We start from the raw sequence: 25,714 nt of genomic DNA, 5'->3' as shown, positions 1-25,714 counted from the left end.
GCGCGCCTCCTTTAGCAGCCAATGTTTTCGGTTTGAGAGCTCGTGTTAATTTGTGTCCATGCATTTAAAGTGTAACTTTTTGAAAGTTCCAGGGGCACCTTTTTATGGGTAATTGCAGCTTCTAAGCGACAGAGCCCGAGTCCTCGCCTTCTTCCACTTTGCCGAACTGGATGAGCGCTGTTCCCTGTCTACTGATCTGCGTCATCCCGTCCTGCACTTGGAGCAGCTGCCTGGACGCCAAAGCCCAGCTTTTCTTCAGGACAGGTCGAGATCTGCTCCAACTTTCGCTGGCCGGCTCCTGACCGGTTCACTGCAATGTTTCAGCCGATGCCGCAGTGCCATGCGTCGGCAGGGCAAGACCGAACTCCGATTGAATCAGGGTGGATATACGCGAAGGACTACCTTGATGACTATGTCCCATGCAGGACGTGCAGCAGCATCAGCAGCAGCGGCATGGTCACCAGGGCCAGCAGTGTGGAGAGGGCAATGCTGGCCACCACCTCATCCTCGGCAACCCGGTAGCGCTGGGTGAAGAGCAGTGCGTTGGCGCCCACGGGCAAGGCTGAGCAGATCAGCATCACCCCCATGGCCGGGCCGCGCAGTTGAAGTGTCCAGGCGCAGACGAGAAACACAAGTGGGTGCACCAGCGACTTGACCAGCGTGATGCGCATCGCGGCTCGCCAGTAAGCTCCGATCCTGGTGTAGGCCAGCGTGATGCCGACGAGCAGCAACGCCATGGGACCCATGGCCGAGCCCAGCATCTTGAGTGAGGTATCAAGCACTTCAGGCAGAGGCCAGCCTGTCAATGACCACAGCAAGCCAGCCAGAATCGGCAAAGGCACCGGGTGGATGACGCTATTGCGCACTGCCTGCCAGACAGTGCGCCCCATGGACCGTTTGTTGTGGGTGTCGTCAGCATGCTGTTCACGGGAGGATGCCAACTCGAACACCATGGTCGCGGCCGTCAGCAATACCAGGGCGTGCACCGAGATCAAGGTGAACAGCGTCACCAGTCCCTGCTCGCCAAAGGCCAGGCCCACGAGCGGTACGCCGATCATGGCTGCATTGCTGAACATGCTGGCCAATCCGCGCGCCGCAGCCAGGGTGTTGAAGCCGTAGACCAGCATCGTTGTCACGAATACGATGATGGCCGATAGGAAATACACGCCAATCGGTCGGTAATCCAGTTCGCCGATATGGACCTGAGCCATGGTGCGAAACAGCAGTGAAGGCAGCAGCAATAGGAACACAAGGTTGGACATGTCCTTGACTGCTGCCTGTCGCACCAGTCCGACACGCGCCAAGCCAAACCCTGTACCGATCAACGCAATCACCGGTAGTAGGGCCGCTACTGCGGAACCATTCATTCAACTCTCCAACAAAACCGAATCGCTGCTTGCACCTTGCTCCAGGCTTGAGCATATGCACTTCTCGGGCGCTGAGCTTAACGCCTCTGCACACGCGTTTTCGGAATCTGCTTCACCTGTGCGCTATCGCACAACCTGCTAAATGAGCAAGTCTTGGTTGCTATTGGGCGAGGTGAAGCCCCAGCCTGGCTTGCCCGACTCTCCGGCAAGCAGCACCGTCATATCGTGCCTTTGTTGGAGTGCGGCGGCGCGCATGACTTCCAATAGTAGGTGCGCACCCGGAATGGCTTTCTGTTCAATGGCTTGCACGATGGACCTACTTTCTGGCAATGAGGCGTGAGTCCATGTTCCCGCCTCATTCAACCCTTGACCCTGAGGGTATGGTGCACTTCCACCAGGTCCTTCTGGGCGGCCATGACGGCATCGATGTCCTTGACCAGTCGCGCCAGCAAAAGGCCGTGGTCAACGCTGCAGACCGGCTGCACAAATTTGGTTTGAATTGGGAATAGCTCAAACAATCATATTGATAGCTGCTTTCGCTTTATCCAAAGGCGCTGAAGGCTAGAAAGGCTTTAAGTTGATGGGACTGAGCCGCAAGCCGTGCCGGTTCGCAGGCATACTTCGGGCCCATGGCTCATACCTTCTTCTGGCACGACTACGAAACCTTTGGCGCCCAGCCGCGCTACGACCGTCCCGCGCAGTTTGCGGGCATACGCACGGATGACCAGCTCAACGAAATCGGCGAGCCCGTGATGTGGTACTGCCAGCCGGCCAATGACTATCTGCCAGACCCGCAATCCTGTCTGATCACGGGGATCACGCCCCAGCGGGCGCTGGAGGAAGGGGTTGCCGAGCATGAGTTTGCAGCGCTGATCGAGGCCGAGCTGGCGCAGGCCGGCACGGTGGGCGTGGGCTACAACACCATTCGTTTCGACGACGAGATCACGCGCTTCATGTTCTGGCGCAATCTCATCGACCCTTATGCGCGCGAATGGCAGAACGGCTGCGGCCGCTGGGATTTGCTCGACGTGGTGCGCATGGTCTATGCGCTGCGTCCCGAAGGCATTCAGTGGCCGATCAAGGAAGACGGTACGCCCAGCTTCAGGTTGGAAGACCTGGCCCGCGCCAATGGACTGCTGCACGAGCAGGCCCACGATGCGCTGAGTGATGTGCGCGCCACGATTGCTCTGGCCCGACTGATTCGCGAAAAGCAGCCGCGCCTGTTTGACTTTGCCTTTGGACTGCATAAAAAGGACGGCGCTCTGCGCGAGATGGGCCTGCCCGCCACACAGGAGCACGCGCGCCCGTTTCTGCATGTGACCGGCATGATCAGCCCCGCGCGTGGCTGTCTGGGCGTGATGTGGCCGCTGGCCACCCATCCCACCAACAAGAACGAAGTCATCTGCTGGGATCTGGCGGCCGACCCGGCCGAGCTTTCGGGCATCAGCATCGAAGAGCTGCGCCTGCGTTTGTTCACGCGTCAGGCCGAGCTGCCCGAGGGCGTGAGCCGTCTGCCCATCAAGAGCATCCACGTCAACAAGTCGCCCATGGTGGTGGGAAGCCTCAAGACCCTGAGCCCCGCGATGGCCGAAAAATGGGGCGTGGACATGGAGCTGGCGATGCAGCATGCGGCGATTGCCCGCGACCTGCCCGACATGAGCGCGCAATGGAAGGCCGTGTTCAGGCGCGAGGCAGGTGAGCCGTTGGATGCCGACCAGGATCTGTATGGCGGCTTTGTAGGCAACGAGGACCGCCGCCGTCTGGAGCGTATCAAGAGACTCTCGCCCCAGGAGCTGGCGTTGGACAAGACCGGTTTTGATGACGCACGCCTGACCGAGCTGGTCTGGCGCTACCGTGCGCGCAATTTCCCGCAGACGCTGGATGCCAGCGAGCAGCAGCGCTGGGAGCAACACCGCGCTGCCTGCCTGATCGAAGGCCAGGGCGGGGCACGCACGGCGGAGCAGATGTTCACCATGATCGATGCGCTGTCGGAATCCGTGGACGAGCGCGGCGAGGAGATTCTGGGCGATCTCTACGACTACGGCAGCAATCTGGTTCCCGAAGGCTGAGCACCGCCGGTCAACTGAGCCGCATTAGTGCTCCTGCGGCAGGGCGCGCCGGGCAAGCTTGGTGAGCAGGGTGATAAGCACCCGCGCCGGCTCGCTCAGGTGCCGCTCGGCGCGATGTACAAGGCCCACGTCGCGGTGGAAGGTGTGTGCCCCCAGGTCGATGGCACGCACGGCAGCGGGCCAGCGGCGCTGCGCCGTGGTCTGGGGCGCCAGGGCCACGCCCACGCCGTTGGCCACCAGCTTGACGATGGCTTCCAGCTCGTCGGCTTCGCACACTTCCTTCAGCGTGAAGTGCATGCCGCGCAGGAAACGGTCCACCTGCCGGCCGCCGAACGAGGTCCGGTCATAGCGTATGAAGGGCTGGCTGGCCAGCAGCTCGGCCCAGTCGTCGCCCCGGGTTGCGCGCGGCACCAGCAGCCGGAAGGGCTCGTGCGCCAGCGCCGTCCAGCGCAGATCGCTTTGCAGCGCAAAGGGCGGGCGTATCAGCGCGGCCATGTCCAGCTCGCCCGCATCCACCAGATTCATCAGCTGCAGCGATACGCCGGGAATGATGCGTGTGCGGCATTGGGGGAACTGCTGGTGGAGTCTGGCCAGCGCATCGGGCAGCAGGGAGCGCTGCAGAGATGCGATGGAGCCCAGTTGCACTGAAATGCTGGCGGGCTGCCCTTGTGCCGAAGAGCCCAGGTTGGCGTACAGACGCAGCAGTTCCTGCGCCTGCAGCAGCACCTGCTGCCCCATCTTGTTCAGACGGGCCGTGCGGCCTATGCGGTCGAACAAGGCGAACCCCAATTCACTTTCCAGGCGCTGCATCTGTGCGCTGACGGCAGCCTGGGTCAAGCCTATCCGGTCGCCCGCCGCGGCGAAGGTGCCTTCGCGGGCCACGGCGATGAAGGTGTTCAGCTCTTTCAACATTAATAAATTCTATTTGTGTATTTGGAAAAAATATATTGATTTTGTTTTTTATCAAGGTTTTTTACGATGGCTGCAGTCTCAGGCATGCGCCGGGGCCCGCAGCGACGCCGGGCATCGAGGTCCAACGCAACCAGGCCTTGCCTGCAGGCTTTTCCCGACCCTTGACTCGACCCCATAACGATTTCCGGAGTTTCCCCATGAGCCTGTCTCCCTTTCACTTGGCCATTCCCGTGTATGACCTGCCCGCGGCGCGCCGTTTCTATGGCGAAGTGTTCGGCCTGCCCGAGGGGCGTTCCAGCACGCAGTGGGTGGACTTCGACTTCTACGGCCACCAGTTGGTGATCCACGAGCATCCCAAGACCACAGCCCAGGACAGCGCCCACACCAATCCAGTCGACGGCCACGACGTTCCGGTGCCGCACTTCGGCATCGTGCTCGCATGGCCGCAATGGGAAGCCTTGGCCGAGCGCCTCAAGTCCTTTGGCACCGAATTCGTCATTGAGCCCTACATCCGCTTCAAGGGCCAGGTGGGCGAGCAGGCCACCATGTTCCTGCTCGACCCCTGCGGCAATGCGCTGGAGTTCAAGGCTTTCAAGGACATGAGTCAGCTGTTCGCCAAGTAGGCGGTGAATTGCGTCCGGGCCTGTTCCCGCAGCGCCCGCAAAGCGGTGTTTTTCTCCAGGCAAGAACAAAAAGGATTGAGCGATGAAAGTCACATTGAGCCATATCGTCATGGGTGCGGCAGCCTGTCTGGCCATCGCAGCGCAGGCCGAGACGCTGGACAGGATCAGGGATACGGGCGTGGTGACCATGGGCGTGCGCGAGGCCTCGGGCACCATGTCCTACACCTTGGGCAACGGCAAGTACGCGGGCTTCCATGTGGAGCTGTGCGAGAAGGCGCTGGCACGCATGCAGCAGCAGTTGAAGCTGCCGCGGCTGGACATTCGCTACCAGATGGTGACGGCGCAAAACCGCGTGCCCCTGGTCGCCAACGGCACGGTGGATGTGGAATGCGGCACCACCACCAACAATGCGGCGCGCCAGAAGGAGGTTGCGTTCGCACCCACGGTCTACATGGAGGAGGTGCGCACGGCAGTGCGCAAGAACTCGGGCATCACCGAGGTGGCACAGCTCAAGGGGCGCAACGTGGCCGCGACCACGGGCGCCACGGCTGTGACCCTGCTCAGGCGCTTCAGCAAGGAAAAGGGCGTGGACTTCAATGTGCTGATGGCCAAGGACAATGCCGAATGCTTCATCCTGCTGGAGACGGGCCGCGCGGATGCCTGCGTCGCGGACGGCCAGATCCTGGCGTCTGGACTGTCGCGGCTGCGTGATGCGGGCCAGTACGCCATCGTGGGCGAGCCCTTCAGCGTGGAGCCCATTGCCATCATGCTGGACAGGAAGTCGCCCGAATTCAAGAAGCTGTTCGACGCCCAGATCCGCGAGATGGCATCCAGCGGCGAAGTGGCCGCGCTCTACGACAAGTGGTTCATGAAGCCCGTGCCGCCGACGGGAGTAGCCATCAATCTGCCCGCATCGGAGGCGACGCGCGCTGCCTGGGCCGCTCCCAGCGACAAGCCGCTGGAGGACTATGCGGCGGTGCGCCTCGTGGTGGGCCGCACGCAATAGCGTCAGGCCATGGCGCGAATGACGACGCCCGCCCGTCCTAGGCCACGGCCCGCTGCAGATTGCTGCGGGCCTGCTGCTCCAGCAGGGCGTGGAAGTGCGAGGTGGCGTAGATGGTCTTGCGCTGAAGAAAGCCTTTGAGCACCTGCCTGCGCTTGAGCGCATAGATGGGGCGCGGCACCCAGGCGTATTCGGCACGCACCTGGGAGTCGTACTCGGCAAACCGGTCGGGGGCGGCACCGAGGATGGCCAGGTCGATGTCCACGAGCAACCGAGCTTCATCGTCTTCGGGCGTGGATTCATGACAGGTGGCCATGATCAGGGCCTGCACGCGCCTGCAAGCGGCCTCGTCCACGCCGCTGTTGCCCAGGACTTGGGCCGCCCAGCGTGCGCTGCGAAGCTCATTATCCTTGCCCTTGACGTCGTAGACGGCGTCATGGAACCAGAGCGCGATCTCTACTTCGCCAGGGTGCCGGGCCTGGTACGCCACGGTTTCGAAATGCGCCAGGCATTCGCTCAGATGCTGCAGCGTGTGATAGTGGCGCTGCGGCTCGGCATAGGCGGCCAGCAGGGCCTGCTTCAGGCCTTGGGGCGGTGTGGCGTGAAGCGTCTGCCAGGCACGCAGCCAGGAGCGCTCGAAGAGATGATCTGAAGCGGTCATGCTGCTTCCCGGATATCAACCAAAAAAGTGGTAGCAAACCACGATGGCGGCGACCACGCCGGCCAGCTCGGCCACCAGTGCGCAGGGTACGGCATGGCGCGCGCGCTGAATGCCCACGGCACCAAAGTACACGGCCAGCACATAGAAGGTGGTTTCGGTGCTGCCCTGAATCGTGGCTGCAGCCAGAGCCGCAAAACTGTCCACGCCCTGGCTTTGCATGGTCTCGATCAGCATGGCGCGCGCCGCGCTACCGGAAAAGGGCTTGACCAGCGCCGTGGGCAGGGCATCGACAAAGCGGGCATCCATGCCCAAAACGTCCACCGTCCAGCGGATAGCCGACAGCGCATATTCCAGTGCCCCCGAGGCGCGAAACACGCCCACGGCGCAGAGCATGGCGACCAGATAGGGCAGAAGGTTCCTGGCCACATCGAAGCCCTCCTTGGCCCCCTCGATAAAGCTGTCGTACACGGCCACCTTGCGCAGCGCGCCCAGGCCCACAAACAGCACGATCAGCGCAAACAGCGTGAGGTTACCCATGAGCGAGGAAAGCTGGGCCAGCGCCGCCGCGCTGAGCGTGGCCAGAAATGCCATGAAGGCTGCCAGCGCCAGCCCCACGGGCACCAGATAGGCCAGCACAACGGGACTGAACAGGGGCAGCCGCTGCACGAGTGCGACGCTGAACAGGCCCACCAGCGTAGAGGCGGAAGTGGCCAGCAGAATCGGCAGAAAGACCAGCGTCGGATCGGCCGCACCCTGCTGCATGCGGTACATGAAGATGGTGACCGGCAGCAGCGTCAGTGACGAGGCATTGAGCACGAGAAACAGGATCTGCGCATTGGTTGCGGTGTCGGGCTTCGGGTTCAGCTCCTGCAGAGCGCGCATGGCCTTGAGGCCCATGGGCGTGGCCGCGTTGTCCAGCCCCAACCCGTTGGCGGCAAAGTTCAGCGTGATCAGGCCCAGTGCGGGGTGACCGCGCGGCACCTCGGGCATGAGCTTGGCAAACAGCGGGCCCAGCATTTTTGCCAGCCATTCGACCACGCCCGCTTTTTCTGCAATGCGCAGAAAGCCCAGCCACAACGTGAGCGTGCCAAACAGCAGCACCATCACTTCGACGGACAGCCTGGCCATGGCAAACAGAGCCTGCACCATGGACGAGAACACATCTGCCTGACCGCCCAGCAGCCACTGCGCGAGCGCAGCTGCCGCTGCCACGAGAAAAAAACCGAGCCACAAGGCATTGAGCATATAAGCGCCTGTTCTGTACTGCAGCCGATTGTGGCGCGAAACCGGGGCAGCAATGGCACACTGTGGCTCCTTGGTTGCCCGGGAGAGCATGGCGGGCCCTCAGATGTTTTGAATCAGACAGGGACAGTGGACGGATGACAGCAAAGCAAGTTCTCTGGGAGCAGCCCTATGGCAAGGGGCTGGCCCTGTTGATGTGTCTGTTCGGTTTTCTTGGCCTGATGAGCGGATGGATGTTGCTGGAGGCCGATTTTTCGGACGGCTGGCGTACTGGTGCCAGGATCCAGTGGGCTCTGGTGCTGCAGGCCATGCTGGCGCTGAATTCGGCCATGTGCTTCACGCTGGTGTGGCTGCTGTGGACGCGCAATCGTGCGGCTCTGCTGCTGGGCGTTCTTTACGTGGTGCTCGGCGTGGTCAGTCAGGCTGGCATGTTCTGGTATGTCAGCAGGCTCGGCAGCCAGGTCGATATGCTGTCGCTGGGCTTGTGGTTGGGAGAGGCCATCTTCTGGTTCTGCATTTTGGGCTATTTCTACTGGCTCAAAAGCCGCGGCGTGCTGCGCTGATCCGAACTCAAGGCTTTGCCAGCACACGCAGCAATTGTCCATTGGATGAATCGGTGAGCAGGTACAGCAGACCGTCCGGTCCCTGGCGCACATCGCGTACGCGCTGGCTCAGGCGCGGCAGCAGTACTTCGGTGGCGGTGACCTTGCCATCGGCAATCTGCAGGCGCTGCAGTTGCATGGCCTTGAGTGCACCCGTGATGAAGGAGCCTTTCCAGGCCATGCCATAGCGCTCGCTGCTCAGATAGGCGAGCCCCGAGGTGGCAATCGACGGTACCCAGTAATGCCGGGGTTGCTCCATGCCCGTCTTTTCGTTGATGCCGGCACCGATCTTGCCGCCTCCATAGTTTTCGCCATAGGTGATGACGGGCCAGCCGTAATTCTTGCCCGGCTCGATGCGGTTGAGTTCATCGCCGCCTTGCGGGCCATGCTCTGTCATCCAGAGTTCGTCATCCGGCCCCAGTGCGGCGCCCTGGCTGTTGCGGTGGCCATAGCTCCAGATCTCGGTCAGCGCATCGGGCCTGCCCCCAAAGGGGTTGTCGCGAGGCACGCTGCCATCCTTGTTGACGCGCACGATCTTGCCCAGATGGGTCTGCAGATTCTGGGCCTCCTGCATGGCCTTGTAGCGCTCGCCCAGGCTCAGAAACAGCGAGCCGTCGGGCTTGCCGTTCACCTTGCGTTCCACGATGCGGCAGCCGAAGTGCAGGGCCGAATCGATCTTGGGACGCTGGCTGAAGAGAATCTGCACGTTTTCCAGGGCGCTGGCATCGGCCGCGAGGCAGGCTTTGGCCATGGCCGTGCTGTTCTTGCCCCGGTCCGCACCCTGACCAGGTTCCGAGAAGCAGAAATAGAGCTGGCGGTTGCTGGCGAAGTCGCTGTCCAGCACCACATCCAGCAGGCCGCCTTGCCCGGAGGCGGCGATGGCAGGAAGACCTTTGAGAGGGGCGTTGAGCCTGCCCCCGGCCTCCACAATGCGCATGCGGCCAGGGCGTTCCGTTACCAGATAACGTCCGTCCGGCAAAAAGGCCAGTGCCCAGGGGTGCTCCAGCCCCGTTGCCACGGTTTGCGTGCTCAGCTCGGCGGCAGCCAGGGCCTGCGAGCCGAGCAGGGCCAGCACACTGCAAGCGAGGGCGTGAATGGTGATGCGGTGCATTTTTTCCTCCTAGGTGGGCGGTCAACTGCTTGCTGTTTGCCTGTATTTATGACCCGGACTTGATGCAGTTTGCCGACAAAAGATCGCGCGCAGGTGTATAAATCCGGCTTTTGCTCGCCGATGTTTTGGCGGGCGGCTTGCGTGTGCATAGCGCGGGTTTTGACAACATTCAACAAGGAACGCAGCCATGGGCGCGCAATGGAAAGCAAAGGGTAAGGCGCTGGTCGCCGATGCCAAGGGTAAGCTGTTTGGCAAGCTGGTCAAGGAAATCATGGTTGCCGCCCGTCTGGGCGGCGGCGACCCTGCTGCCAACTCGCGCCTGCGCATGGCGGTGGAAGCGGCCCGCAAGGCTTCCATGCCCAAGGACACGCTGGATCGCGCCATCAAGAAGGGTGCTGGCGTTGGTGCCGACGCCGTGAACTATTCCAGCGTGCTGTTTGAGGGCTATGCCCCTCATCGCGTGCCTGTGATGGTGGAATGTCTGACCGACAATCCCAATCGCACGGCTCCCAATATGCGTGTCTGCTTCCGCAAGGGCCAGATGAGCGCCGTGGCCTGGGATTTTGACCATGTGGGCATGATCGAAGGCGAGCCTGAAAACGGTGCCGACGTCGAAATGGCCGCCATCGAAGCCGGCGCGCAAGACTTCGAAGCTGGCGAAGAAGAAGGCACCACCCTGTTCATTACCGATATTGCCGATCTGGACGCAGTGAGCAAGGCTTTGCCCGCGCAAGGCATCAAGGTGCTGTCGGTCAAGCTGGGCTACAAGGCCAAGAACCCCATCAGCATGAGCAGCCTGTCTGCCGAGCAGCAGGAAGAAGTGCAGGAATTCCTGGCCGGTCTGGAAAACGACGACGATGTGCAGCATGTCTACGCAGGTCTGGTGGACTGAAGTCATCGCAGCATGGCAAAACGAGCGGCCCCGGGGTCGCTCTTTTTTTGCCCCGAGTCGACCCCAGCCAGCGGCCCGGCAGTCGCTTTCTATACTGCAAGCCTGCTGAACTGTCTTGTGGATCGACTTCATGGTTTTTTTACCTCGCATTCCCGCGCCTGTTTCCCTGACCGCTATGGCGGTGGCCTTGTCGCTGGCGGGCCCTGCGCCGCAGGCGGCCGAGCCTGAAAGGCTGACGGGGGTTGCGCGACAGGCGGATTCGCCCGCCGAACAGGATTCGCCTTTTTTCAGGCTGCGCCGTGCCGTGGTCGAGGCAGCCCAGGTCAGGCGCTGGGACGAGGCCATCTCCCAGGCGCGCAAGCTGCTGGACATGACGCTGCCGCGCGGCAATCCATACGAGCAGCTCGATGCATCGGGCTTGCTCTACGCTTTGCTCTATCAGCAAGGGCAGTACGCGCAGGCCGTGTTGCAGACCGACCAGATGATGGCTCTGGCCGAAGCCGACGGCTACGACCCGGTCAGCGGGCAGATGCAGGCGTTGATACAGCGTGGTCTGACAGCCGCGATGATGGCCGGCGATCAGGACGCACTGGCTCGCTATCTGCTGGCGCTCAAGCAGGAGTCCAAGGCTTTTGAGCCGCTGTGGCAGTGGAATACTGCAGACCAGCAACTGCACTACCAGGCCGCGCAGCTCAGCGTGCCGCTGGTGCAGGGGCGCTGGGTACTGGTCCAGCTGGAGCCGGCCAGGGATCGCAAAGAGGTCGCGAATCTGGAGTATGTCTACCTGAAGCCCGATGGCAGGCGCCTGCGGGTCCGCATGCGGCTCGGCTATGACGATGGTCTGAAAGACATGGACGCAGCAGCCAGGCAGAAGTCGTTGCAGCAGGAACGTGGCATTTTTGCCAGCGAGCAGACGCCAGAGCCTGGGCTGAGGTTGCCGGCCCTGCCGTTCGCCGACGCAGTGCAAAGCCAGGAGGCCAGCCGCGAGAAAAGAGAAGAGGGGAGGCCCGACATCCTGCATCTGGACTGGGGGCTGGTGCGCGGCAACTGGAAACTGAGCCTGCACGCCGAGCAAATGGACAGCGAGCGTGACAGCGCGCTGCAGCAGCTGCCCCAGCTGTGGCAGGCCATGCAATGGCCCAAAGCGCCCGAACTGCCGCCAGAACTACCGCGCCAGGAGCGCGAGGTGAGTCATGCCTGGCGGGTCGATGACGACTGGTCCAGGGCCGGTCAACTGGCCCGCGCGGCCCTGGCCGATGCACAGTTCCCTGCCGAGCTTGCGCGCCTGAATACAGTGGCTGGCATCTCGGCCTTCAAGGCCGGTCAGCAAGCCGAGGCTGGCCGCTATCTGGGTTGGGCTCTGCAGGCCTGGCCCTATGTCAGCCTGTTCAGGCTGGAGTCCGAGCTGGTCGACCTGGCCCAGCAATATGGGGCCGAGCTGGCGGCGCAGCAAGGTCGCGACGCCGATGCCGCTCGACTGATGCGCCAGTACCTGCGCAATGCCGGCGGGCTGCAGAACATCTGGGTGCAGGCCCAGGACCCACAGGTGGCCGACCTGGAAAATCGCCGCACCGGCATGGTGCTGCCCATGCGTGCAGCAGGCTTTCATCTGCAAGAGCCTAAGGATTCGCAGCGCATGATGTACCGCGATCTGATGACCGGGCAGCAATTGGGCCTGACCACAGGGCTGAAGATCCCCGAGTCCGACGAGGTGCAGGAAAAGCTGCTGCGCACCGCGCTGGAAAAGCAGTTCCGCTTGAAGGCGGGGAGCTTGAAGAAGCGCAACTTCACTGCACAGACGCGCTCCAGGGACCGACGGCCTGAAGGCCGCGAATGGACGTTTGAAGTGAGCCCTCAGGAGAGTCGGACGGGCGCAGCTCCCGTCAAGCGTGTCGTCTTCTGGATTGTCGACCAGGGCGAAAGCCGCGCCATCCTGCGCGCCTCGGTGGCTAGCTTGCGCGAGCAAACCCGGGCCGAGCAGCTGGCCCAGGCGCTGAACTGGTAGCTTTATAAGTACCGATACTTATTTGATAGCTGCTTCCGAAGTCTGGGCAAGGGATTGCTGCTGATTTCTATGAAATTCATCGGCAATCAGGGCCAGCCCCTGCCGGTAGCTGGTGACGGCAAACCCCGGAAATGCCTGCTTGAATTTGCTGGAGTCAAACAGATTGTCGTGGGCATAGCGGGGCAGTAGCTCTTGCAGCTCGGCCACGGGTTTGGAGATCAGGCCGGCTGCGCTCAGTGCCCAGCGGGGCAGCCTGTGATGGCGGCGAGAGCGGCCAAAGCTCTGGCTGGCCCAGTCGATCAGTTGCTTGTAGTTGGGGCGTGCATCGTCGCATGGCAGATGCCAGGTCTGCCCATAAGCATCGGGCGTGTTGCCCAGCAGAGCCAGAGCCCTACTGGCATCGGGGGTCCAGATCAGGGTGCGCAGGCGGTCGTCTCGCACCGGTGCCAGCGGTGTCTTGCCGGCCTTGAGCCTGTCAATCACCAAGGTGTTGGTAATGCTCTGCGTCTGGGCCGGGCCGTAGAACTCGGGCGCCCGCGCTATCAGCACGGGAATCTCCCCGCGTGCCATCTCGGACAGCACCATCTCGGCCATGGCGGCGCGCACCCGGCCTTTGCGCCCCACGGGAGCGAATGCGGTCTGCTCGGTCTGCAGCTGCGCGTTCTGCGGATACATATAGGTGTTGTCGAAATAGACAAATGGGGCGCCTGCAGCGCGGCTGGCCGCCAGGGCGTTGCGCAGCATGCTTGGAAACTGCTGCTCCCAAAGCCGGGTATCGGGAGGCAGGCCTGCGGTGAAATACACCACGCTGCTGCCCTGAACGGCTCTGGCTGTTTGCTCGGCATCGAGCAGATCGGCGGCTTCGAGCAGATCCGTGTCATGTACCTTGCGCGGCCTGCGGCTCACCAGCTTGAGTTCATCACTGTAGTTGCGCTTGAGTTCGCGCGCCAGCTCGGTGGCGATCTGCCCGTTGGCGCCCAATATGGTCTGCATTCCTGCTCCTTGATGGATAGCTTCACCAGCCTTGATGACTGGGAATGATGCAAGCGTAAGCTTGAAGCTTGGTTCAAGGTCAAGCGCAATTTGCGCAGGAATGACGGGTCCGCCCGCCCAGCCCGGAAGGCAGACAGGCTTGCAGCGGTGGCGTAAATGCTGGGCTTGATAGGGCAGGAATGGGTGAGGAATAGGACGCTCGGCCAGCAGTTCCAATCAGGCAGTCATCTATTTACAGCTTTGCGCTTAGTTCAGCTGCCGGGTATGAACCAGTCGCAATGCCCTCTGGAATTCCTGAGCCATGGCAGAAAGTGCCTTGCCCCGTCGCGAGATCAAGCCGATGCTGCGAAGTACCTGCGGCTCTACCAATGGGATGCCGCAGAGATCGGTCCCGCTGATTGCATGCTGAGGGACCGCGCCCACGCCCACCCCGCGCCGAACCAGGCTTAGCAGGCTGGGGACATGTTGAACCTCGCATACCCAATGGGGTTGGGTGACGGTGTTTGACAGAGCCTGGTCGATGAGCAGGCGATTGCCGCTGCCTTGTGCTTGAGTGACACAGTCCTGATGTGCCAGTTCACTCCAGCTGATGCTGCTGCGGGTGGCCAGAGGATGGTCTTTGCGGCAGGCCAGCACAAAAGACTCCGAAGCCAGTTCTTCGAAGTCGAGGTCAGGTTCGCTGGCTCCGAGATAGCCGATTCCGAAATCCACTTCCGAGCGCGCCACGGTCAGCAGGATGTCTGCAGCGGGTTGATCCAGGATGCGCAGCCGAATGCGGGGGAACTGCTTCTTGATCTGATGGATGGCGCTCGCCACCACCGTATCCACGACAGAAGGGATGCAGGCAATGGTCACCAGACCGTGCAGCCGTTCGTTGAGTTCGGTCATCCCTATCAGCGAGGCCTCCAGTTCGGCCAGCACATGCTGGGCACGAGGCAGGAAAACACGTCCCATGGCATTGAGCTCCACTTTGCGAGTGGTGCGCTCCAGAAGCTTGAGCGATAAGGCTTGCTCCAGTTTTTCGACCCGCCTCGATAAGGCCGGTTGAGAGATGTGCAGCAACTCGGCTGCGCGCCTGAAACTGGCCAGCTCTGCCACAGCCACAAAGGCTTTGAGATCAGCAATGTCGAAATTCATTTGAAAAACGCATCAATGAGAAGATTTTTTGCAATTTACTGCATTAATTAAATCACTGATCATTCGCCCAGAACATAAGAAACGGAGACGAAATGCAAGGCTTGGGTGATTTCAGAAAAGCGTGGCTCGCCGCAGCCGCTGGATTGATGCTGGTGAACTCGGCAGCAGCTCAGGGAAAGTGGCCTGAGCGTCCCATCACGCTGGTTGTTCCTTTTGTGGCCGGTGGCGGTACAGACAGCATCGCACGTGACATTGCCAGCCAGTTGTCAAATCGCTTTGGCCAGCCAGTTGTTGTTGACAACAAGGGTGGGGCAGGTGGCTCCATAGGTGCGAACTTTGTGGCAAAAGCCAAGCCCGATGGCTACACGCTGCTGTTTGCGACATCCACTTTCGCGACGAACGCAGCCATTGATCCCAAGCTGCCCTACAAGCCGGAAAGTGACTTTGCTCCGGTGGCAATGATCGGTCGTGGGCCTCTGCTTTTGGTAACCAACAAGGCTCTGGGGGCGAAGTCGGTCGCGGATCTGCCAAAGATTGCCAAAACACGCGAAGGCGGCATCAATTACTGTTCAGCGGGCGCGGGCAGCATCAACCACCTGTCTGGCGAACTTTTCAGGCAGCAGGCGACGCTTCCAATGACGCATGTCCCCTTCAAAGGCAGCGGCCCTGCTGCGCTGGAACTGCTGGCAGGTCGTGTGGATGCATTCTTTGCCACGGTGCCGACCATTCTTCCGCACCTCAAGACCGGCAAGCTGGAGCTTCTTGCCGTCACCAGTGCTCAGCGCTCCAGCCTGTTTCCGCAGGTGCCCACCATGGCAGAAGCCGGAATCAAGGGCTATGACGTGACCACATGGTGGGGTGTGCTTGCGCCCGCCGGGGTGTCACCAGAGATCGTGAATCAGCTCAATCAAGCCGTCAATGCAGCCGCCGCCGCTGAGCCAGTGCGCTCGCGTCTCAAGCATGAAGGCGCAACGCCTATTTCCCTGAGCCCGAAGGCCTTTGCCGCGGAACTTCACGATGAGCTGGGCAAGTGGAAAGCCGTGGCAAGCAAGCCTGGCATGGAGCTCTGAGCATGTTGCTATCCCACGACCCCTCAGGCCTGGTGTCGAGAAGACAGGTACTGGCTGCCATCTGCGCGGGCTCTGCAGCGGTGGCCGCGAGCATGGCAAGAGCGCAGCCAAGTTTTCCAGGACGTCCAGTCACTGTCGTCGTTCCGTATGCGCCAGGAGGACAGGGCGATGTATTCGCACGACTGATTTCCAACGATCTGGGCAAGGCACTTGGGCAATCCGTCATCGTTGACAACCGTCCTGGCGCCAGTGGAGCGCTGGGCACACGCATGGTGGTGCGCGCTCCTGCGGATGGACTGACATTGCTGCTGGGCCAGACCGGAGAGATCGCCATCAACGGGGCGGCCATGAAGAGCCCAGGCTATGACAGCCTGAAGGATCTGCAAGGCGTGGCCCTGGTTGGCGACTCTCCGCTGGTGCTGGCGGTTCCTGCCAGCGCACCATGGAAATCGCTGGACGACCTGATCGCCGCTGCCAAGGCAGCGCCAGGCAAGGTGGCATACGCTTCGTCCGGTACGGCAACACCGGGGCATCTGGCAGCAGCAGCCCTTGCAGAGGCCGCCAAAGTTCAGATGGTCCATATTCCCTACAAGGGGGCCGGCCAGGCGATCACCGACCTCATTGGAGCGCAGGTGCAGTTCTTCATGGCCAGCACGCCATCGATCCTGTCACATATCAAAGGCGGCAAGGTGCGCGCATTGGCGGTCACCTGTCTGGAGCCCATCGCAGCGCTGCCAGGCGTGCCCACGGTTGCCGAGAAATTTCCGGGCTTCGAATTCAGCCTCTGGGGTGGTTACTTCGCGCCCAGGCAGACTCCGGCGCCGGTGGTGCAACTGCTGTCACAAAGAATCAACCAGATCGTGCAGCAGCCCGCGCTGAAGGCACGCTTCGAGGCAGAAGGCACTCTGGTCAAAAGCTATACGCCGCAGGAGGTGGATGCTTTTGTCCGCAAGGAAATCACCAAATACCGGCAACTGGTCCGAAGCACTTCCATATTGATTGATTAAGCGTTGAAAAAGAGAGAGTTGAGTATGAAACTGGTTGTATTGCCCGGCGATGGAATCGGCCCGGAAACCATGGCCGCCACAGTGGAGGTGCTGGAGGCTGTATCTCATAAGTTTGATCTGAATCTGGCCCTGGACCACGATGTCGCCGGCCACGAGAGCCTGCGCAAATATGGTGCGACGGTCACGCCGGAACTGCTGGCCAAGGTCAAGGCTGCTGACGGCCTGATGCTCGGCCCCATGGCCACCTATGAATTCAAGGACGAAGCCAAGGGCGAGATCAACCCCTCCAAGTTCTTTCGCAAGGAGCTGGACTTGTTTGCCAACATCCGGCCGGCGCGAACCTGGGCTGGCGTGCCGCACAAGGTGGATGATTTCGATCTGGTCGTGGTTCGTGAGAACACCGAAGGCTTCTACGCAGATCGCAACATTGCATCGGGCGGCAGCGAAATGCTGATCACGTCCGACGTGGTCGTCTCTCTTCGCCGGATCACCCGCGAATGCTGCGCACGCGTGGCGCGTTCGGCCTTCGAACTGGCCCAGCGCCGGCGCAAGCATGTCAGCATCGTCCACAAGGCCAATGTGCTCAAGTTGGGCGACGGCATGTTCATTGAAGAATGTCAGCGTGTCGCCAAGGATTTTCCAGAGATCGAGGTCGATGAATTCATCGTCGACGCGATGATGGCCCATGTGGTGCGTGCGCCTCAACGCTTCGACGTCATCGTCACGACCAATATGTTCGGTGACATCCTCTCTGACCTGACGGCCGAGTTGTCCGGCAGTCTGGGCCTGGGAGGCTCCGTCAACGCCGGCCAGCAATACGCCATGGGACAAGCGGCTCATGGGTCTGCGCCAGACATCGCAGGCCAGGACATCGCCAATCCGTTTTCGCTGATCTTGTCGGCCAGCCAGCTGCTGAACTGGTACGGTCAGCGCAGCAATGACATGCGTTTTGTGCGGGCCAGCGAGGCCATCGTCACCTGTGCAGCCCAGGCTGTCGAGCATGGCGAGGCCACGCGCGATGTGGGCGGTCAGCTCGGCACGGCTGCCACAGGCCGCAAGCTGGCACAGCGTATCGCTTCGTTGACGCGGTGAAGCCAGGCAAGGCAAAGTCATGGCGGTAGTTGACCGAAGTTCAAGGACGGGGGCAGAGCTCCCGGCTTTGCGCTGCGACACGCACACCCATGTATTTGGGCCGCAGCAGCAGTATTCCATGGATCCAATGCGGCACTACACACCGCGTCAAGCATCGGTTCAGGCGCTGCGGCAGCATTTGCAGGCCATCGGCATGCAGCGCGTGGTGCTGGTGCAGCCAAGCGTTTACGGGTTTGACAACCAGTGCCTGCTGGATGCCCTGGCCGAGCTCGGTGACAGTGCTCGTGGCGTGGCAGTCGCACCGCGCGAGGTCAGCGAGGCTCAGCTGCATGTCTGGCATGCAGCAGGTGTGCGAGCAATCCGCGTGAACCTGCAAAGCTCGGGCAACGAAGACGTCGCCTCGGCTTGCAACGAACTCTCATACTGGAGCGAGCGCGTTTGCCATCTGGGCTGGAGTATCCAGCTATATATGGCTTACCCGGTGCTGCAAGCTGTGAGCACGCACCTGAGTCGGTTGCCGGGGTCTTTTGTCCTGGACCATTTCGCAATGGTGCCGTTCCCGGCAACAGCCTCTCAAGATGACGGATTGCTGCTTCGACTTGCTGAAAGTGGCCGGATATTTGTCAAGCTTTCCGCGCCTTATCGTCTGGCTGAAGCGCAATGGGCCTGCGCCTGGGCAAGGCATCTGGTGAGCCATGCTCCACAGGGAGTGCTGTGGGGCAGTGACTGGCCGCATACAGCCAGGGATGCTGGCGTCTCAGCCTTGGAGCCTAGCCAGTTCCGCACGGTGCCCGCGCAGACCATCCAACAGGACATAGGCCGCTGGCTGATGGATGAGGATGAGCAGCAACAGGTGCTGGTGAAAAATCCGGCGCGCCTGTTTGGCTGGGTTTCGGATTGAGTGCTCAATTGGGCTGAAAGTGTCCAGCAAACCGGGGAGCAACCGCTTGGCTGCTTCAAAGACAAAGCGGGGGAGCGCTTTGCCAAGGGGGGAGGGCCGAGCGGGCCGCAGCACTTGCTCAAAACATGTCTCAGCGCTACCGGGGCGATTTTGCGAGGACATACACGCACGGCATCTCAAGGCTGCCAATGGGCTCAGCCCCTTGGGCCCAAGTAGGCAGAGGCCATCAACCAGAGCCACTTGAGCTGCGGATCCCGCCAAACTTCAGTGCAGAGCGGTGCCCGAGGGGACGACGACACCGTACAAATCAGCAATGGTCGCCAGTGCGCTGTGATGCAGCTGCACTGCCTCCACCTCTGCCACGGCACTGCGCAAGGGGCGCGTGGCGCAGGCATCGGCCACGATGGTTGGTTGGTTGCCGCGTAGAAAGGCGCCCTCGGCCGTGAATGTCACGCACATATGGGTCATGAAGCCGATGATGATGAGTTGCTGGCGGCCTGCTGCGTCTACCAGCTCACCGAGATTGGTTCCCACAAAGCTGTTGGGGGCCTGCTTCACCACCACGGCTTCGCCAGTGATGGGCGCCACGCTGGCGTGAATCTGCCCGATGTCCTCCGTGATGTCGTAAGCAGAGCCCGCGCCGCCGTCATGCATCACATGAATGATCTTTGTTCCCGCTGCACGTGCGCGGGCAAGCAGGGCTGAGGCAGCTTCCAGCGCGGGCTTCCAGCCCGTGAGTTCCATCACGCCGCGCGTGTAGGTGTTCTGGTAGTCCACCAGCACCAAGGTGGCGTTGGCCAGGGTGGCAGGCGAGGCGTCGAGGGCGTTGAGTTCTCTCAGGGTCTTCGAGGGGGTCATGGTCCGGTTTCCTTGTCAATGTTGAGCGATGAAGGAATGGTAGGAAAGCAGGGTAATGTCTGCAATGTCATATAACATGCAGATTCAGACACTCTCTGCAGGCAGCACATGGAACGCCTCATCGTCATCGTTCTGTTCAATCAGGTGGATCTGCTGGACATGACCGGTCCCGCCGAAGTGTTCTCGCTACTCGAGCGCGAGATGGAGCAGCCCACAGGCTATCGTGTAGTGCTGGCGGCTGAGACATTGGAGGCAGTGCAGACCTCTGCGGGTGTGCGCGTGCTGCCTGACATCACCTTTGCCCAGTTGGCGCGCAAGCGCATCGACACGCTGGTAGTGCCCGGTGCGGTGCAAAGGAATGCGGCGCGCGAACTGCGCGCCGTGGTCGACCCGCAAGTCGTGTCGTGGGTGAAGAAATTGGCTGCCCGCACCCGCCGCGTCACCTCCGTCTGCGTGGGCGCACATGTGCTCGCCGCGGCAGGGCTGCTGGATGGCAAGCGTGTCACCACGCACTGGTCCACCGCGCAGCAGCTGGCAGCAGAGTACCCAGCCGTTACCGTGGATGCCGAGCCGATCTTTATCCGCGAAGGCAATCTGTGGACGGGCGCGGGCCTGACAGCCTGTCTGGATCTGGCGTTGGCCCTGGTGGCAGACGACTTCGGCGAGGCAGCGGCACAGCGTGTGGCCCGGCAGCTCGTCATGTTCCTGAAGCGGCCCGGCGGGCAGAGCCAGTTCAGCGTAGCCATAGCCCAGCCTTCGACCACACGCCGTATGGACGCGCTACGCCACTACATAGCGCAGAACGTTGCTAGGCCGCTCACGCTGCCGCTCCTGGCCGAACGAATCCACGTCAGCGAGCGACAACTGGCCCGCCTGTTCAAGACCGAGTTGTGCACCACGCCTGCCGCGTATATAGAGTCCGTGCGCGTGGAGATGGCGCGCAACCGCCTTGAGACGTCTGATGAGTCACTGGTGCGCATCGCCATCGCCTGCGGTCTAGGCACTACCGATACGCTGACTCGCGCGTTTCGCAGGCAACTGAACACCACACCTGCCGAGTACCGCAGCCGATTTCGCACCCATGAATGAAGAGGCAGGCCGCAGAACCGGGCAACTCATGCGTAGCTACTGCTCAAGCGTTCAGACCAGGTATCACCGGTTCGCAGCTTGCAAGCGCTGCAGCCCAGATTGCCTTGCTCGCTTTGGTCCGCCAAACTTGCGGTTTGAAACGGACGGCGCAACACAGAATGTCTGGGTTACACATCAGTAGGACGGCGGTAATTCACTGAATCAAATATCTGTTTCTGACCGATAGGCGGCCGTCTCAGAACGACCCAAAGCCGTCGCTCATAACGTTGTCAAGCAGCCATTGAGCGAACCGACACGGAATTCAGGGCTGTGCAGTAGAAAACGACATCAACATGCAAGGAGCCTCATCGGGCTCTTCACTGAATGCTACCGACGTGCTGCGTGGCACCACGGAGCGCCAGAATCGCAACCCCGAGAGATTGCCCGGCATCACAGCGACTCGCCAATGCCCTTGATGCTTGGCAAAAAGAGCCTTTACCGCGGTCTTTCCTATAGCGAGACCACGATACGACTTTGAAACGCCGAATTCGGCCATCTCGAAGAGAGGTGACTCGTCTAGAGTACGAACGAGTGCAAAACCAGCAACCTGACCATCTGCAAGGATGAAATAGGGAAACCGCCCTGGCTCAGTCCAGTAGAGAGGGAGATAGGTATATTCCGCATCCACCCCCAACTCGGTCAGGTAGCCGAGAAGCATCGTTTTCAATTCGTGTTGAGCGGAATTAGGGATCGGTTCAATATCGATTTTCATTGCTTTAGTAGCGTGCTTGAATGCACAGAAGTAGAGGTCATGTGCTTTGCGCCGCCTTTGTGGATACAGGCTCCTACGCTGGCTCCTGCGCTGATCTTCGGCGGTGCGACCTTGGTACTGCCTTGGGTGATTCTGCTGCCTGCTTTAGAAGCTGGGCTGGCAAGCCGCAAAGCTCCTCATCCTTGGCAAAGTCGTGCACTGGGACTGGCCACACATATTGTTTTTGGAGTGGGCCTGTATCTGTGCGCGAAAGCAGTCACTTCTAAATCTGACTACCGATAGTCTGCTTTTGGCCGGTAACAGCCTGCCGCCAAGGAATGCTCACGACCCGTTGCTGTCGTTCGCTGCGCCTTGATCAATGCCTGCAGTCTTTCATTGCGACATCAGCATCGGCGACTCCAAAGCCAGTATCTGCTACTGGACTGCCGCCGATTCACCTTCTTATGAGTTAAAGCCTCCTCAAAACCCCGGGGCGGTCCAGTGCAGGCTTTTCGCTGGGTCGATACATCAGTTCGAATCAGCCTCTGGGTGGCCCTGAGGGCATCTTCGAAAATTCCCAATTTTCAGCGAGCGAGATTGTTACGACGATGGGCCCACTCAGTTCAAGTGGAGACAAAAATGCGATTCGAATTCCGCTCAATTGCCACACCGGCCCGACATGCAGTGCGTGCCTTGTTCATCGCAGCAACCCTGTCTGGCGCGCTGGCGCTGGCGACCCCCTTGTCTTTTGACATGGCAACCAGCCCAGAGCAGCGATTTCAACTGGCCTTGGAAGCCCAGACTGCAGGTGACTACGCCCCTATGCTCGCGTTGCTGCGCCAGGCGGCCCGCGATGGCGAGGCACAAGCGCAGGAAACACTGGCATGGGTGCTTCTGGCCGGCCCAACCTTGTACGGCGCTGCGGTAAAGGCAGATCGCTGCGAGGCAGCTCACTGGCTGCGGCAAGCTGCCGTAAAGGGGAGTCAAACGGCCAGAAGCCAGTTGAATTTTCTGAACCGCCTGCGAAATGCACCGAGTGGCCAGACGGCCTGCGCATTCGAGTGGAAGGGGTGACATGCGCAAGATCCCTTTTCAGATCACAGCGTCATCTTCAAGCATGTGCCACATGCCCAACGTGACTGGGACACGGCACTGTGTGGCCGCTACTGGCTGCTACCGGCCGATTAACGACAGTCGAAGATCGGCCGGTAGCTTGCCTTCCAGGTTCACCCTTGCTTGACTTTGGCCTTGCTGGAACCTAAGGAGGAATGCACTGAGCTTGATCCTCGGAGTTCATTGACCACTCAAGCGCTTGCCAAATGACACCGCATAGGCCTGGGAGCGAAAGCGGAGCACCGGATCATTGGTGGGCGCAATGCCGTCGGCCATCACCATCGGATCAAAGTTGATCGGCTCGCACAAGCCTCCTTTCTGAGTCGAAGCACTCGTGATCGTCAAGGTGCCGGCCTTGAACTCAGGTCGCTGTGCGGGCCATGATTGCGTGGGGTCGTCCTGGGGATCACCCGGCTGCCCGACCGTCACCAGCATGTCCCAGCGAGCCGGTTTATTTGATGTGCTGCGGATCAAGGCGGTTTCCAGAAAGTCCGTTCCAGCCGTCTTCAGCGCCTCGTTGCTTAGCGGCTTCTCCCCTTCCTGCGGTACTAAGCGCCAGCGCACCAGAGTCACCTTGTCTTGAGCATTGATGAACTTGAAGGTGTGAATGCCAAAGAATGCACTGCGGGTGTAGCTGTCGGGAGGGTTGTGGCTGGCCAGGTATTGCGCCTGAGCCAGGCTGTCAGGATGGGAGGCCCTGAATGCTTTGAGCTTTTCCGGGTCCGGCTTGCCGGTGGCTGGATCGGGGCGCTGAGCTTCGGTCAGGTCCAGAAACGTTCCGGGGTGGGCGGCGCCAAACATGGGGGTGTTCAGCATGGACATCTGGTGCAACTGCCCTTTGGGGAGCTTGAATTGCAGGGCCATTCCACGCGCGCTTTGGGCAACATCTGGAACCTTGGGGTTTCCTCCTGCCAGCGAGAAGCGCGCAATCACCGGAACGGCTTGGCCGGAAAACAGTGCAGAGCGCGAGTAGCTGGCGGCCTCGGCGGTAGCGGTGAATTCGCCCACCGCGCAGGTCCCCTTGATGTGATTGCGGCGCTCTCCCTGATGAACGCCAAAGGTCGCTTCCAGAGCCTGGACCACCCGCGGTGCCGTCACCTCCTGCTCGGCTGCCAGGGTGAAAACCGGCGACACCACCATGACACAGCTCAGCGCGAGCTTCATTTTTCGGAGCTTCATTGTTTCTTCCTCTTGATGATCCAGGCTTGAGTTCTCAGGGCTTGGCGATGTGCCAGCTGTTGTTGAGCAATCCATCTCCCGTTCTGTCTCCGGGCTTGGCATCCTTGGCCCAGTAGTAGAGAGGACGGCCCTTGTAGGCCCATTGCTGATCACCGTTGTCGCGGACAACCAAGCTCCAGTCACCGGTAGCCGTCGCCCCCGGGGCCACCGTCAGAGGCGGCCAGTTCGTGGCGCAGCCACCGTTGCATACGCTCTTGCCGGATCCGGCGGCATCTTTGTCAAAGATATAAAGCGTCATCTGGTTGGGGCCCACGAGCACGCCATTCATGGCAGAAGCGGGCGCCTGCGCCTGGGCGGCAGTTGTCACGGCACAGGCCGCCAGGAACACCGAGGTGAGGGGGGCGAAGGAAGCGAGACGGGTCATGGAGATCTCCTTGAGGTTGACCTGCTGTAAACAGTTCAAGGACGCTGTTTATTCCATTGAAAACTCTGCCCGTTCATCCTCCGAGGCTGTCCGGGCAGAAATCGCCCTGCGCAGTGCAGCGCAAGGCGATCCGCCCATTGATACCCGAATGGATCTGCGATTCCACTCCTTGAAGCACAGGCTTCGCCGGCCTCAACGACCGGTAGTGATGCAAGCGTGAGCTTGAAGCTTGGTTCAAGGTCAAGCGCGGATTGCGCGAGAATGGCGTACATGAAAATCGGAGAACTCGCCCAGCGCACAGGTCTTGCCGCATCGCGCATTCGTTTTTACGAGCGCATCGGCCTGCTGAGCGTTGCCCAGCGTCAGGCCAACGGCTATCGCAGCTATCCCGAAGAGGCGGTGCTGGCGCTCAGGCTGATTGCCACGGCGCAGCGGGCCGGCTTCAGCCTGCAGGAGCTGCGCCAGCTGCTGCCCGAGGATCTGGAGCAGTGGCAGCATGACGTGTTGCTGGCCACGCTGCATCGCAAGCTGCAAAGCATCGATCTGATGCTGGTACAGCTGACGCAAAATCGCGCCGATCTGGGCGAGCTGATCGCCCAGATCGAGGCCAGACCCGAAGACATGGACTGCGCCGGCAACGCACGGCGTGTGCTGTCGCAAATGCGCTTGCTGGGGCGGGAGGGGGAGGGGGACGGGGAGGCGGCGGGTCGACCCGCTCAGCCCAGCAACTGAGCCACCTGCAGGGCAGTGGCCCGGGCCGACTGCGGGTTTTGCCCCGTCACCAGCCTGCCGTCCGTCACCACCTTGGAGACAAAGGGCAGTCGGGCTTTCTCATATTGGGCACCGCGCTGGCGCATCAGCGCTTCGGCGTTGTACGGTACTTTACCGGCCACGCCGGCCAGCCTTTCCTCCAGCCAGGAAAAGCCTGTCAGCCTGCGTCCGGCGACCAGCAGCGAGCCATCGGACAGACGGGTTTCGAGCAGACCGCAATAGCCGTGGCAGACCGAGGCAACGACGCCACCGTGCTCATGGATGTCGCGCGTGATGCGCTGCAGCCCCTGCGAGGATGGAAAGTCCCACATCACGGCATGGCCGCCGGTGAAATAAATGGCATCAAAGTCTTGCGCGTCCACGGCATCAGGGGCGGCCGTGTTGGATAGCAGGGCCATGCGCGCTGCATCCGCCAGCCATGCCCTGGCCGTGGCATCCCGGTTCGGCCATTTCAGCGAGCGCGGCTCCAGCGGCGAGTGGCCGCCCAGCGGGCTGACCAGGTGCTGCGCGTAACCCCGCTGGGCAAAGACTTCCCAGGCATGGCTGAGCTCTGACAGCCACAGGCCGGTGGGCTCGGCAGGGTCATCGTAATGGGCGACGTTGCTGACGACGTGAAGAATGCGACGGGGCATGGGGAGTCTCCTGTGGCTCCCAACTTAAGCTTGAAGTGCAGTTCAATGTCAAGCATGCAGTGTGCTCGAGGTATTCCTGTTTTGATAGCTTTAATCGCTTTATGAGTAAGGGGTTGGGGTGGTTTTTATTGATATTTTCCGAGCCGCGCTGCCAGCCATTCCGCTTTGTGATGGGGGCGGGCCCCAGCCAGGCTGCTGAGGTTTGCTTTATGCGTTAAGTTTCAAGCTGCT

Annotated in this window: 28 protein-coding genes; 14 read left to right on the top strand and 14 right to left on the bottom strand. The window is 61.1% G+C overall.

Annotated elements, in window-relative coordinates; genetic code table 11:
* Nucleotides 1-410: 410 nt before the first annotated feature.
* The 3 genes from AAIL67_RS09940 to AAIL67_RS09930 form a co-directional block, all read right to left on the bottom strand.
* Nucleotides 411-1,367, bottom strand: coding sequence for an AEC family transporter (locus AAIL67_RS09940; RefSeq protein WP_114864136.1), 957 nt, complete (start codon nt 1,365-1,367; stop codon nt 411-413).
* Nucleotides 1,368-1,505: 138 nt separating this feature from the next.
* Nucleotides 1,506-1,676 carry a nucleotidyltransferase domain-containing protein gene (locus tag AAIL67_RS09935; protein ID WP_164091450.1) on the bottom strand — a complete coding sequence of 57 codons (171 nt, stop codon included), beginning with the start codon at nt 1,674-1,676 and terminating at the stop codon, nt 1,506-1,508.
* Between the two features lie 50 nt (nt 1,677-1,726).
* Nucleotides 1,727-1,852, bottom strand: coding sequence for a hypothetical protein (locus tag AAIL67_RS09930; protein ID WP_255443245.1), 126 nt, complete (start codon nt 1,850-1,852; stop codon nt 1,727-1,729).
* A 144-nt stretch (nt 1,853-1,996) separates the two neighbouring features.
* Here AAIL67_RS09930 and sbcB point away from each other — a divergent pair, with 144 nt between their 5' ends.
* Nucleotides 1,997-3,436 carry an exodeoxyribonuclease I gene (gene sbcB / locus AAIL67_RS09925; protein WP_343483896.1) on the top strand — a complete coding sequence of 480 codons (1,440 nt, stop codon included), beginning with the start codon at nt 1,997-1,999 and terminating at the stop codon, nt 3,434-3,436.
* 24 nt (nt 3,437-3,460) lie between these two features.
* On the opposite strand, the gene AAIL67_RS09920 is transcribed toward sbcB, so the two are convergent.
* A complete protein-coding gene (locus AAIL67_RS09920) occupies nt 3,461-4,348 on the bottom strand; it encodes a LysR substrate-binding domain-containing protein (protein ID WP_057092590.1) in 888 nt (295 codons plus the stop codon).
* A gap of 197 nt (nt 4,349-4,545) precedes the next feature.
* Between AAIL67_RS09920 and AAIL67_RS09915 the strand changes: the two genes are divergently transcribed.
* Complete coding sequence (locus AAIL67_RS09915) at nt 4,546-4,971, top strand: VOC family protein (protein WP_003062745.1); 426 nt, start codon at nt 4,546-4,548, stop codon at nt 4,969-4,971.
* A gap of 82 nt (nt 4,972-5,053) precedes the next feature.
* The gene (locus tag AAIL67_RS09910) at nt 5,054-5,977 is read left to right on the top strand and encodes an amino acid ABC transporter substrate-binding protein (protein ID WP_343483894.1); all 924 of its coding nucleotides are present in this window, start codon (nt 5,054-5,056) and stop codon (nt 5,975-5,977) included.
* Nucleotides 5,978-6,014: 37 nt separating this feature from the next.
* On the opposite strand, the gene AAIL67_RS09905 is transcribed toward AAIL67_RS09910, so the two are convergent.
* Complete coding sequence (locus AAIL67_RS09905) at nt 6,015-6,635, bottom strand: hypothetical protein (protein ID WP_003062747.1); 621 nt, start codon at nt 6,633-6,635, stop codon at nt 6,015-6,017.
* Nucleotides 6,636-6,650: 15 nt separating this feature from the next.
* Nucleotides 6,651-7,880 carry a spore maturation protein gene (locus AAIL67_RS09900; RefSeq protein WP_003062748.1) on the bottom strand — a complete coding sequence of 410 codons (1,230 nt, stop codon included), beginning with the start codon at nt 7,878-7,880 and terminating at the stop codon, nt 6,651-6,653.
* A 134-nt stretch (nt 7,881-8,014) separates the two neighbouring features.
* Between AAIL67_RS09900 and AAIL67_RS09895 the strand changes: the two genes are divergently transcribed.
* Nucleotides 8,015-8,440, top strand: a complete 426-nt coding sequence (locus AAIL67_RS09895) for a hypothetical protein (RefSeq protein ID WP_003062749.1) — start codon at nt 8,015-8,017, stop codon at nt 8,438-8,440.
* A gap of 7 nt (nt 8,441-8,447) precedes the next feature.
* Here the strand turns inward: AAIL67_RS09895 and AAIL67_RS09890 are convergent, their stop codons facing one another.
* Nucleotides 8,448-9,590, bottom strand: a complete 1,143-nt coding sequence (locus tag AAIL67_RS09890) for a PQQ-dependent sugar dehydrogenase (protein WP_343483893.1) — start codon at nt 9,588-9,590, stop codon at nt 8,448-8,450.
* 187 nt (nt 9,591-9,777) lie between these two features.
* Between AAIL67_RS09890 and AAIL67_RS09885 the strand changes: the two genes are divergently transcribed.
* Together AAIL67_RS09885 and AAIL67_RS09880 are read left to right on the top strand one after the other, a co-directional pair.
* Nucleotides 9,778-10,482: a YebC/PmpR family DNA-binding transcriptional regulator gene (locus AAIL67_RS09885; RefSeq protein ID WP_003053809.1), complete on the top strand. Its 705-nt coding sequence runs from the start codon at nt 9,778-9,780 to the stop codon at nt 10,480-10,482.
* A 130-nt stretch (nt 10,483-10,612) separates the two neighbouring features.
* Complete coding sequence (locus tag AAIL67_RS09880) at nt 10,613-12,487, top strand: hypothetical protein (protein ID WP_343483892.1); 1,875 nt, start codon at nt 10,613-10,615, stop codon at nt 12,485-12,487.
* An 18-nt stretch (nt 12,488-12,505) separates the two neighbouring features.
* Here AAIL67_RS09880 and AAIL67_RS09875 read toward each other — a convergent pair whose 3' ends face one another.
* Both AAIL67_RS09875 and AAIL67_RS09870 read right to left on the bottom strand, forming a co-directional pair.
* Entirely contained in the window at nt 12,506-13,480 is a 975-nt protein-coding gene (locus tag AAIL67_RS09875) for an NAD-dependent epimerase/dehydratase family protein (RefSeq protein ID WP_343483891.1), read from the bottom strand.
* A 246-nt stretch (nt 13,481-13,726) separates the two neighbouring features.
* Nucleotides 13,727-14,617: a LysR family transcriptional regulator gene (locus AAIL67_RS09870; RefSeq protein ID WP_343483890.1), complete on the bottom strand. Its 891-nt coding sequence runs from the start codon at nt 14,615-14,617 to the stop codon at nt 13,727-13,729.
* Between the two features lie 92 nt (nt 14,618-14,709).
* Between AAIL67_RS09870 and AAIL67_RS09865 the strand changes: the two genes are divergently transcribed.
* The 4 genes from AAIL67_RS09865 to AAIL67_RS09850 are packed head-to-tail and all read left to right on the top strand — an operon-like array spanning nt 14,710 to nt 18,687.
* Entirely contained in the window at nt 14,710-15,687 is a 978-nt protein-coding gene (locus AAIL67_RS09865; protein WP_003075567.1) for a tripartite tricarboxylate transporter substrate binding protein, read from the top strand.
* Between the two features lie 2 nt (nt 15,688-15,689).
* Complete coding sequence (locus AAIL67_RS09860) at nt 15,690-16,694, top strand: tripartite tricarboxylate transporter substrate binding protein (protein ID WP_343483889.1); 1,005 nt, start codon at nt 15,690-15,692, stop codon at nt 16,692-16,694.
* A gap of 24 nt (nt 16,695-16,718) precedes the next feature.
* A complete protein-coding gene (locus tag AAIL67_RS09855; protein WP_003062756.1) occupies nt 16,719-17,786 on the top strand; it encodes an isocitrate/isopropylmalate family dehydrogenase in 1,068 nt (355 codons plus the stop codon).
* A 19-nt stretch (nt 17,787-17,805) separates the two neighbouring features.
* On the top strand, nt 17,806-18,687 hold the full coding sequence (locus AAIL67_RS09850) for an amidohydrolase family protein (RefSeq protein ID WP_080554098.1): 882 nt from the start codon (nt 17,806-17,808) through the stop codon (nt 18,685-18,687).
* Between the two features lie 264 nt (nt 18,688-18,951).
* On the opposite strand, the gene AAIL67_RS09845 is transcribed toward AAIL67_RS09850, so the two are convergent.
* Entirely contained in the window at nt 18,952-19,545 is a 594-nt protein-coding gene (locus tag AAIL67_RS09845; protein WP_003062758.1) for an isochorismatase family protein, read from the bottom strand.
* A 108-nt stretch (nt 19,546-19,653) separates the two neighbouring features.
* Between AAIL67_RS09845 and AAIL67_RS09840 the strand changes: the two genes are divergently transcribed.
* Nucleotides 19,654-20,634: a DJ-1/PfpI family protein gene (locus AAIL67_RS09840; RefSeq protein WP_279085791.1), complete on the top strand. Its 981-nt coding sequence runs from the start codon at nt 19,654-19,656 to the stop codon at nt 20,632-20,634.
* A gap of 301 nt (nt 20,635-20,935) precedes the next feature.
* Here AAIL67_RS09840 and AAIL67_RS09835 read toward each other — a convergent pair whose 3' ends face one another.
* Nucleotides 20,936-21,385 carry a GNAT family N-acetyltransferase gene (locus AAIL67_RS09835; RefSeq protein WP_179626402.1) on the bottom strand — a complete coding sequence of 150 codons (450 nt, stop codon included), beginning with the start codon at nt 21,383-21,385 and terminating at the stop codon, nt 20,936-20,938.
* Nucleotides 21,386-21,424: 39 nt separating this feature from the next.
* Here AAIL67_RS09835 and AAIL67_RS09830 point away from each other — a divergent pair, with 39 nt between their 5' ends.
* Both AAIL67_RS09830 and AAIL67_RS09825 read left to right on the top strand, forming a co-directional pair.
* Nucleotides 21,425-21,667 (top strand): DUF2938 family protein, encoded by a 243-nt coding sequence (locus AAIL67_RS09830; protein WP_080554099.1) that lies wholly within the window; start codon nt 21,425-21,427, stop codon nt 21,665-21,667.
* 336 nt (nt 21,668-22,003) lie between these two features.
* Nucleotides 22,004-22,438, top strand: a complete 435-nt coding sequence (locus AAIL67_RS09825; RefSeq protein ID WP_003062761.1) for a hypothetical protein — start codon at nt 22,004-22,006, stop codon at nt 22,436-22,438.
* A 219-nt stretch (nt 22,439-22,657) separates the two neighbouring features.
* Here AAIL67_RS09825 and AAIL67_RS09820 read toward each other — a convergent pair whose 3' ends face one another.
* Nucleotides 22,658-23,641 carry a catalase family peroxidase gene (locus AAIL67_RS09820; protein WP_080944414.1) on the bottom strand — a complete coding sequence of 328 codons (984 nt, stop codon included), beginning with the start codon at nt 23,639-23,641 and terminating at the stop codon, nt 22,658-22,660.
* A 49-nt stretch (nt 23,642-23,690) separates the two neighbouring features.
* Nucleotides 23,691-24,080 (bottom strand): hypothetical protein, encoded by a 390-nt coding sequence (locus AAIL67_RS09815; RefSeq protein ID WP_343483888.1) that lies wholly within the window; start codon nt 24,078-24,080, stop codon nt 23,691-23,693.
* A gap of 270 nt (nt 24,081-24,350) precedes the next feature.
* On the opposite strand from AAIL67_RS09815, the gene AAIL67_RS09810 reads away from it, so the two are divergent.
* Nucleotides 24,351-24,812 (top strand): MerR family transcriptional regulator, encoded by a 462-nt coding sequence (locus tag AAIL67_RS09810; protein WP_343483887.1) that lies wholly within the window; start codon nt 24,351-24,353, stop codon nt 24,810-24,812.
* Here the strand turns inward: AAIL67_RS09810 and AAIL67_RS09805 are convergent.
* Nucleotides 24,797-25,483, bottom strand: coding sequence for a type 1 glutamine amidotransferase domain-containing protein (locus tag AAIL67_RS09805; RefSeq protein ID WP_343483886.1), 687 nt, complete (start codon nt 25,481-25,483; stop codon nt 24,797-24,799). The two genes, AAIL67_RS09810 and AAIL67_RS09805, sit on opposite strands and share 16 nt — an antisense overlap.
* Nucleotides 25,484-25,714: the final 231 nt, after the last annotated feature.

Origin of the sequence: Comamonas sp. A7-5, from assembly GCF_039581385.1 — a bacterium.
Taxonomy (GTDB): Bacteria; Pseudomonadota; Gammaproteobacteria; order Burkholderiales; family Burkholderiaceae_C; genus Comamonas; species Comamonas thiooxydans.
The sequence above is the reverse complement of the archived record's forward strand: the minus strand, read 5'-3'. Positions and strand labels throughout refer to the sequence as shown.

What these genes read in the sequence shown, in the direction of transcription:
- AAIL67_RS09850 (WP_080554098.1), top strand. Translation starts at nt 17,806, where the DNA reads ATGGCGGTAGTTGACCGAAGTTCAAGGACGGGGGCAGAGCTCCCGGCT.
- AAIL67_RS09840 (WP_279085791.1), top strand. Translation starts at nt 19,654, where the DNA reads ATGGAACGCCTCATCGTCATCGTTCTGTTCAATCAGGTGGATCTGCTG.
- AAIL67_RS09805 (WP_343483886.1), bottom strand. Translation starts at nt 25,483, where the DNA reads ATGCCCCGTCGCATTCTTCACGTCGTCAGCAACGTCGCCCATTACGAT.
- AAIL67_RS09895 (WP_003062749.1), top strand. Translation starts at nt 8,015, where the DNA reads ATGACAGCAAAGCAAGTTCTCTGGGAGCAGCCCTATGGCAAGGGGCTG.
- AAIL67_RS09865 (WP_003075567.1), top strand. Translation starts at nt 14,710, where the DNA reads ATGCAAGGCTTGGGTGATTTCAGAAAAGCGTGGCTCGCCGCAGCCGCT.
- AAIL67_RS09910 (WP_343483894.1), top strand. Translation starts at nt 5,054, where the DNA reads ATGAAAGTCACATTGAGCCATATCGTCATGGGTGCGGCAGCCTGTCTG.
- AAIL67_RS09855 (WP_003062756.1), top strand. Translation starts at nt 16,719, where the DNA reads ATGAAACTGGTTGTATTGCCCGGCGATGGAATCGGCCCGGAAACCATG.
- AAIL67_RS09880 (WP_343483892.1), top strand. Translation starts at nt 10,613, where the DNA reads ATGGTTTTTTTACCTCGCATTCCCGCGCCTGTTTCCCTGACCGCTATG.
- AAIL67_RS09900 (WP_003062748.1), bottom strand. Translation starts at nt 7,880, where the DNA reads ATGCTCAATGCCTTGTGGCTCGGTTTTTTTCTCGTGGCAGCGGCAGCT.
- AAIL67_RS09860 (WP_343483889.1), top strand. Translation starts at nt 15,690, where the DNA reads ATGTTGCTATCCCACGACCCCTCAGGCCTGGTGTCGAGAAGACAGGTA.
- AAIL67_RS09920 (WP_057092590.1), bottom strand. Translation starts at nt 4,348, where the DNA reads ATGTTGAAAGAGCTGAACACCTTCATCGCCGTGGCCCGCGAAGGCACC.
- AAIL67_RS09815 (WP_343483888.1), bottom strand. Translation starts at nt 24,080, where the DNA reads ATGACCCGTCTCGCTTCCTTCGCCCCCCTCACCTCGGTGTTCCTGGCG.
- AAIL67_RS09810 (WP_343483887.1), top strand. Translation starts at nt 24,351, where the DNA reads ATGAAAATCGGAGAACTCGCCCAGCGCACAGGTCTTGCCGCATCGCGC.
- sbcB (WP_343483896.1), top strand. Translation starts at nt 1,997, where the DNA reads ATGGCTCATACCTTCTTCTGGCACGACTACGAAACCTTTGGCGCCCAG.
- AAIL67_RS09845 (WP_003062758.1), bottom strand. Translation starts at nt 19,545, where the DNA reads ATGACCCCCTCGAAGACCCTGAGAGAACTCAACGCCCTCGACGCCTCG.
- AAIL67_RS09875 (WP_343483891.1), bottom strand. Translation starts at nt 13,480, where the DNA reads ATGCAGACCATATTGGGCGCCAACGGGCAGATCGCCACCGAGCTGGCG.
- AAIL67_RS09915 (WP_003062745.1), top strand. Translation starts at nt 4,546, where the DNA reads ATGAGCCTGTCTCCCTTTCACTTGGCCATTCCCGTGTATGACCTGCCC.
- AAIL67_RS09825 (WP_003062761.1), top strand. Translation starts at nt 22,004, where the DNA reads ATGCGATTCGAATTCCGCTCAATTGCCACACCGGCCCGACATGCAGTG.
- AAIL67_RS09885 (WP_003053809.1), top strand. Translation starts at nt 9,778, where the DNA reads ATGGGCGCGCAATGGAAAGCAAAGGGTAAGGCGCTGGTCGCCGATGCC.
- AAIL67_RS09870 (WP_343483890.1), bottom strand. Translation starts at nt 14,617, where the DNA reads ATGAATTTCGACATTGCTGATCTCAAAGCCTTTGTGGCTGTGGCAGAG.
- AAIL67_RS09890 (WP_343483893.1), bottom strand. Translation starts at nt 9,590, where the DNA reads ATGCACCGCATCACCATTCACGCCCTCGCTTGCAGTGTGCTGGCCCTG.
- AAIL67_RS09820 (WP_080944414.1), bottom strand. Translation starts at nt 23,641, where the DNA reads ATGAAGCTCGCGCTGAGCTGTGTCATGGTGGTGTCGCCGGTTTTCACC.
- AAIL67_RS09835 (WP_179626402.1), bottom strand. Translation starts at nt 21,385, where the DNA reads ATGAAAATCGATATTGAACCGATCCCTAATTCCGCTCAACACGAATTG.
- AAIL67_RS09940 (WP_114864136.1), bottom strand. Translation starts at nt 1,367, where the DNA reads ATGAATGGTTCCGCAGTAGCGGCCCTACTACCGGTGATTGCGTTGATC.
- AAIL67_RS09830 (WP_080554099.1), top strand. Translation starts at nt 21,425, where the DNA reads ATGTGCTTTGCGCCGCCTTTGTGGATACAGGCTCCTACGCTGGCTCCT.
- AAIL67_RS09905 (WP_003062747.1), bottom strand. Translation starts at nt 6,635, where the DNA reads ATGACCGCTTCAGATCATCTCTTCGAGCGCTCCTGGCTGCGTGCCTGG.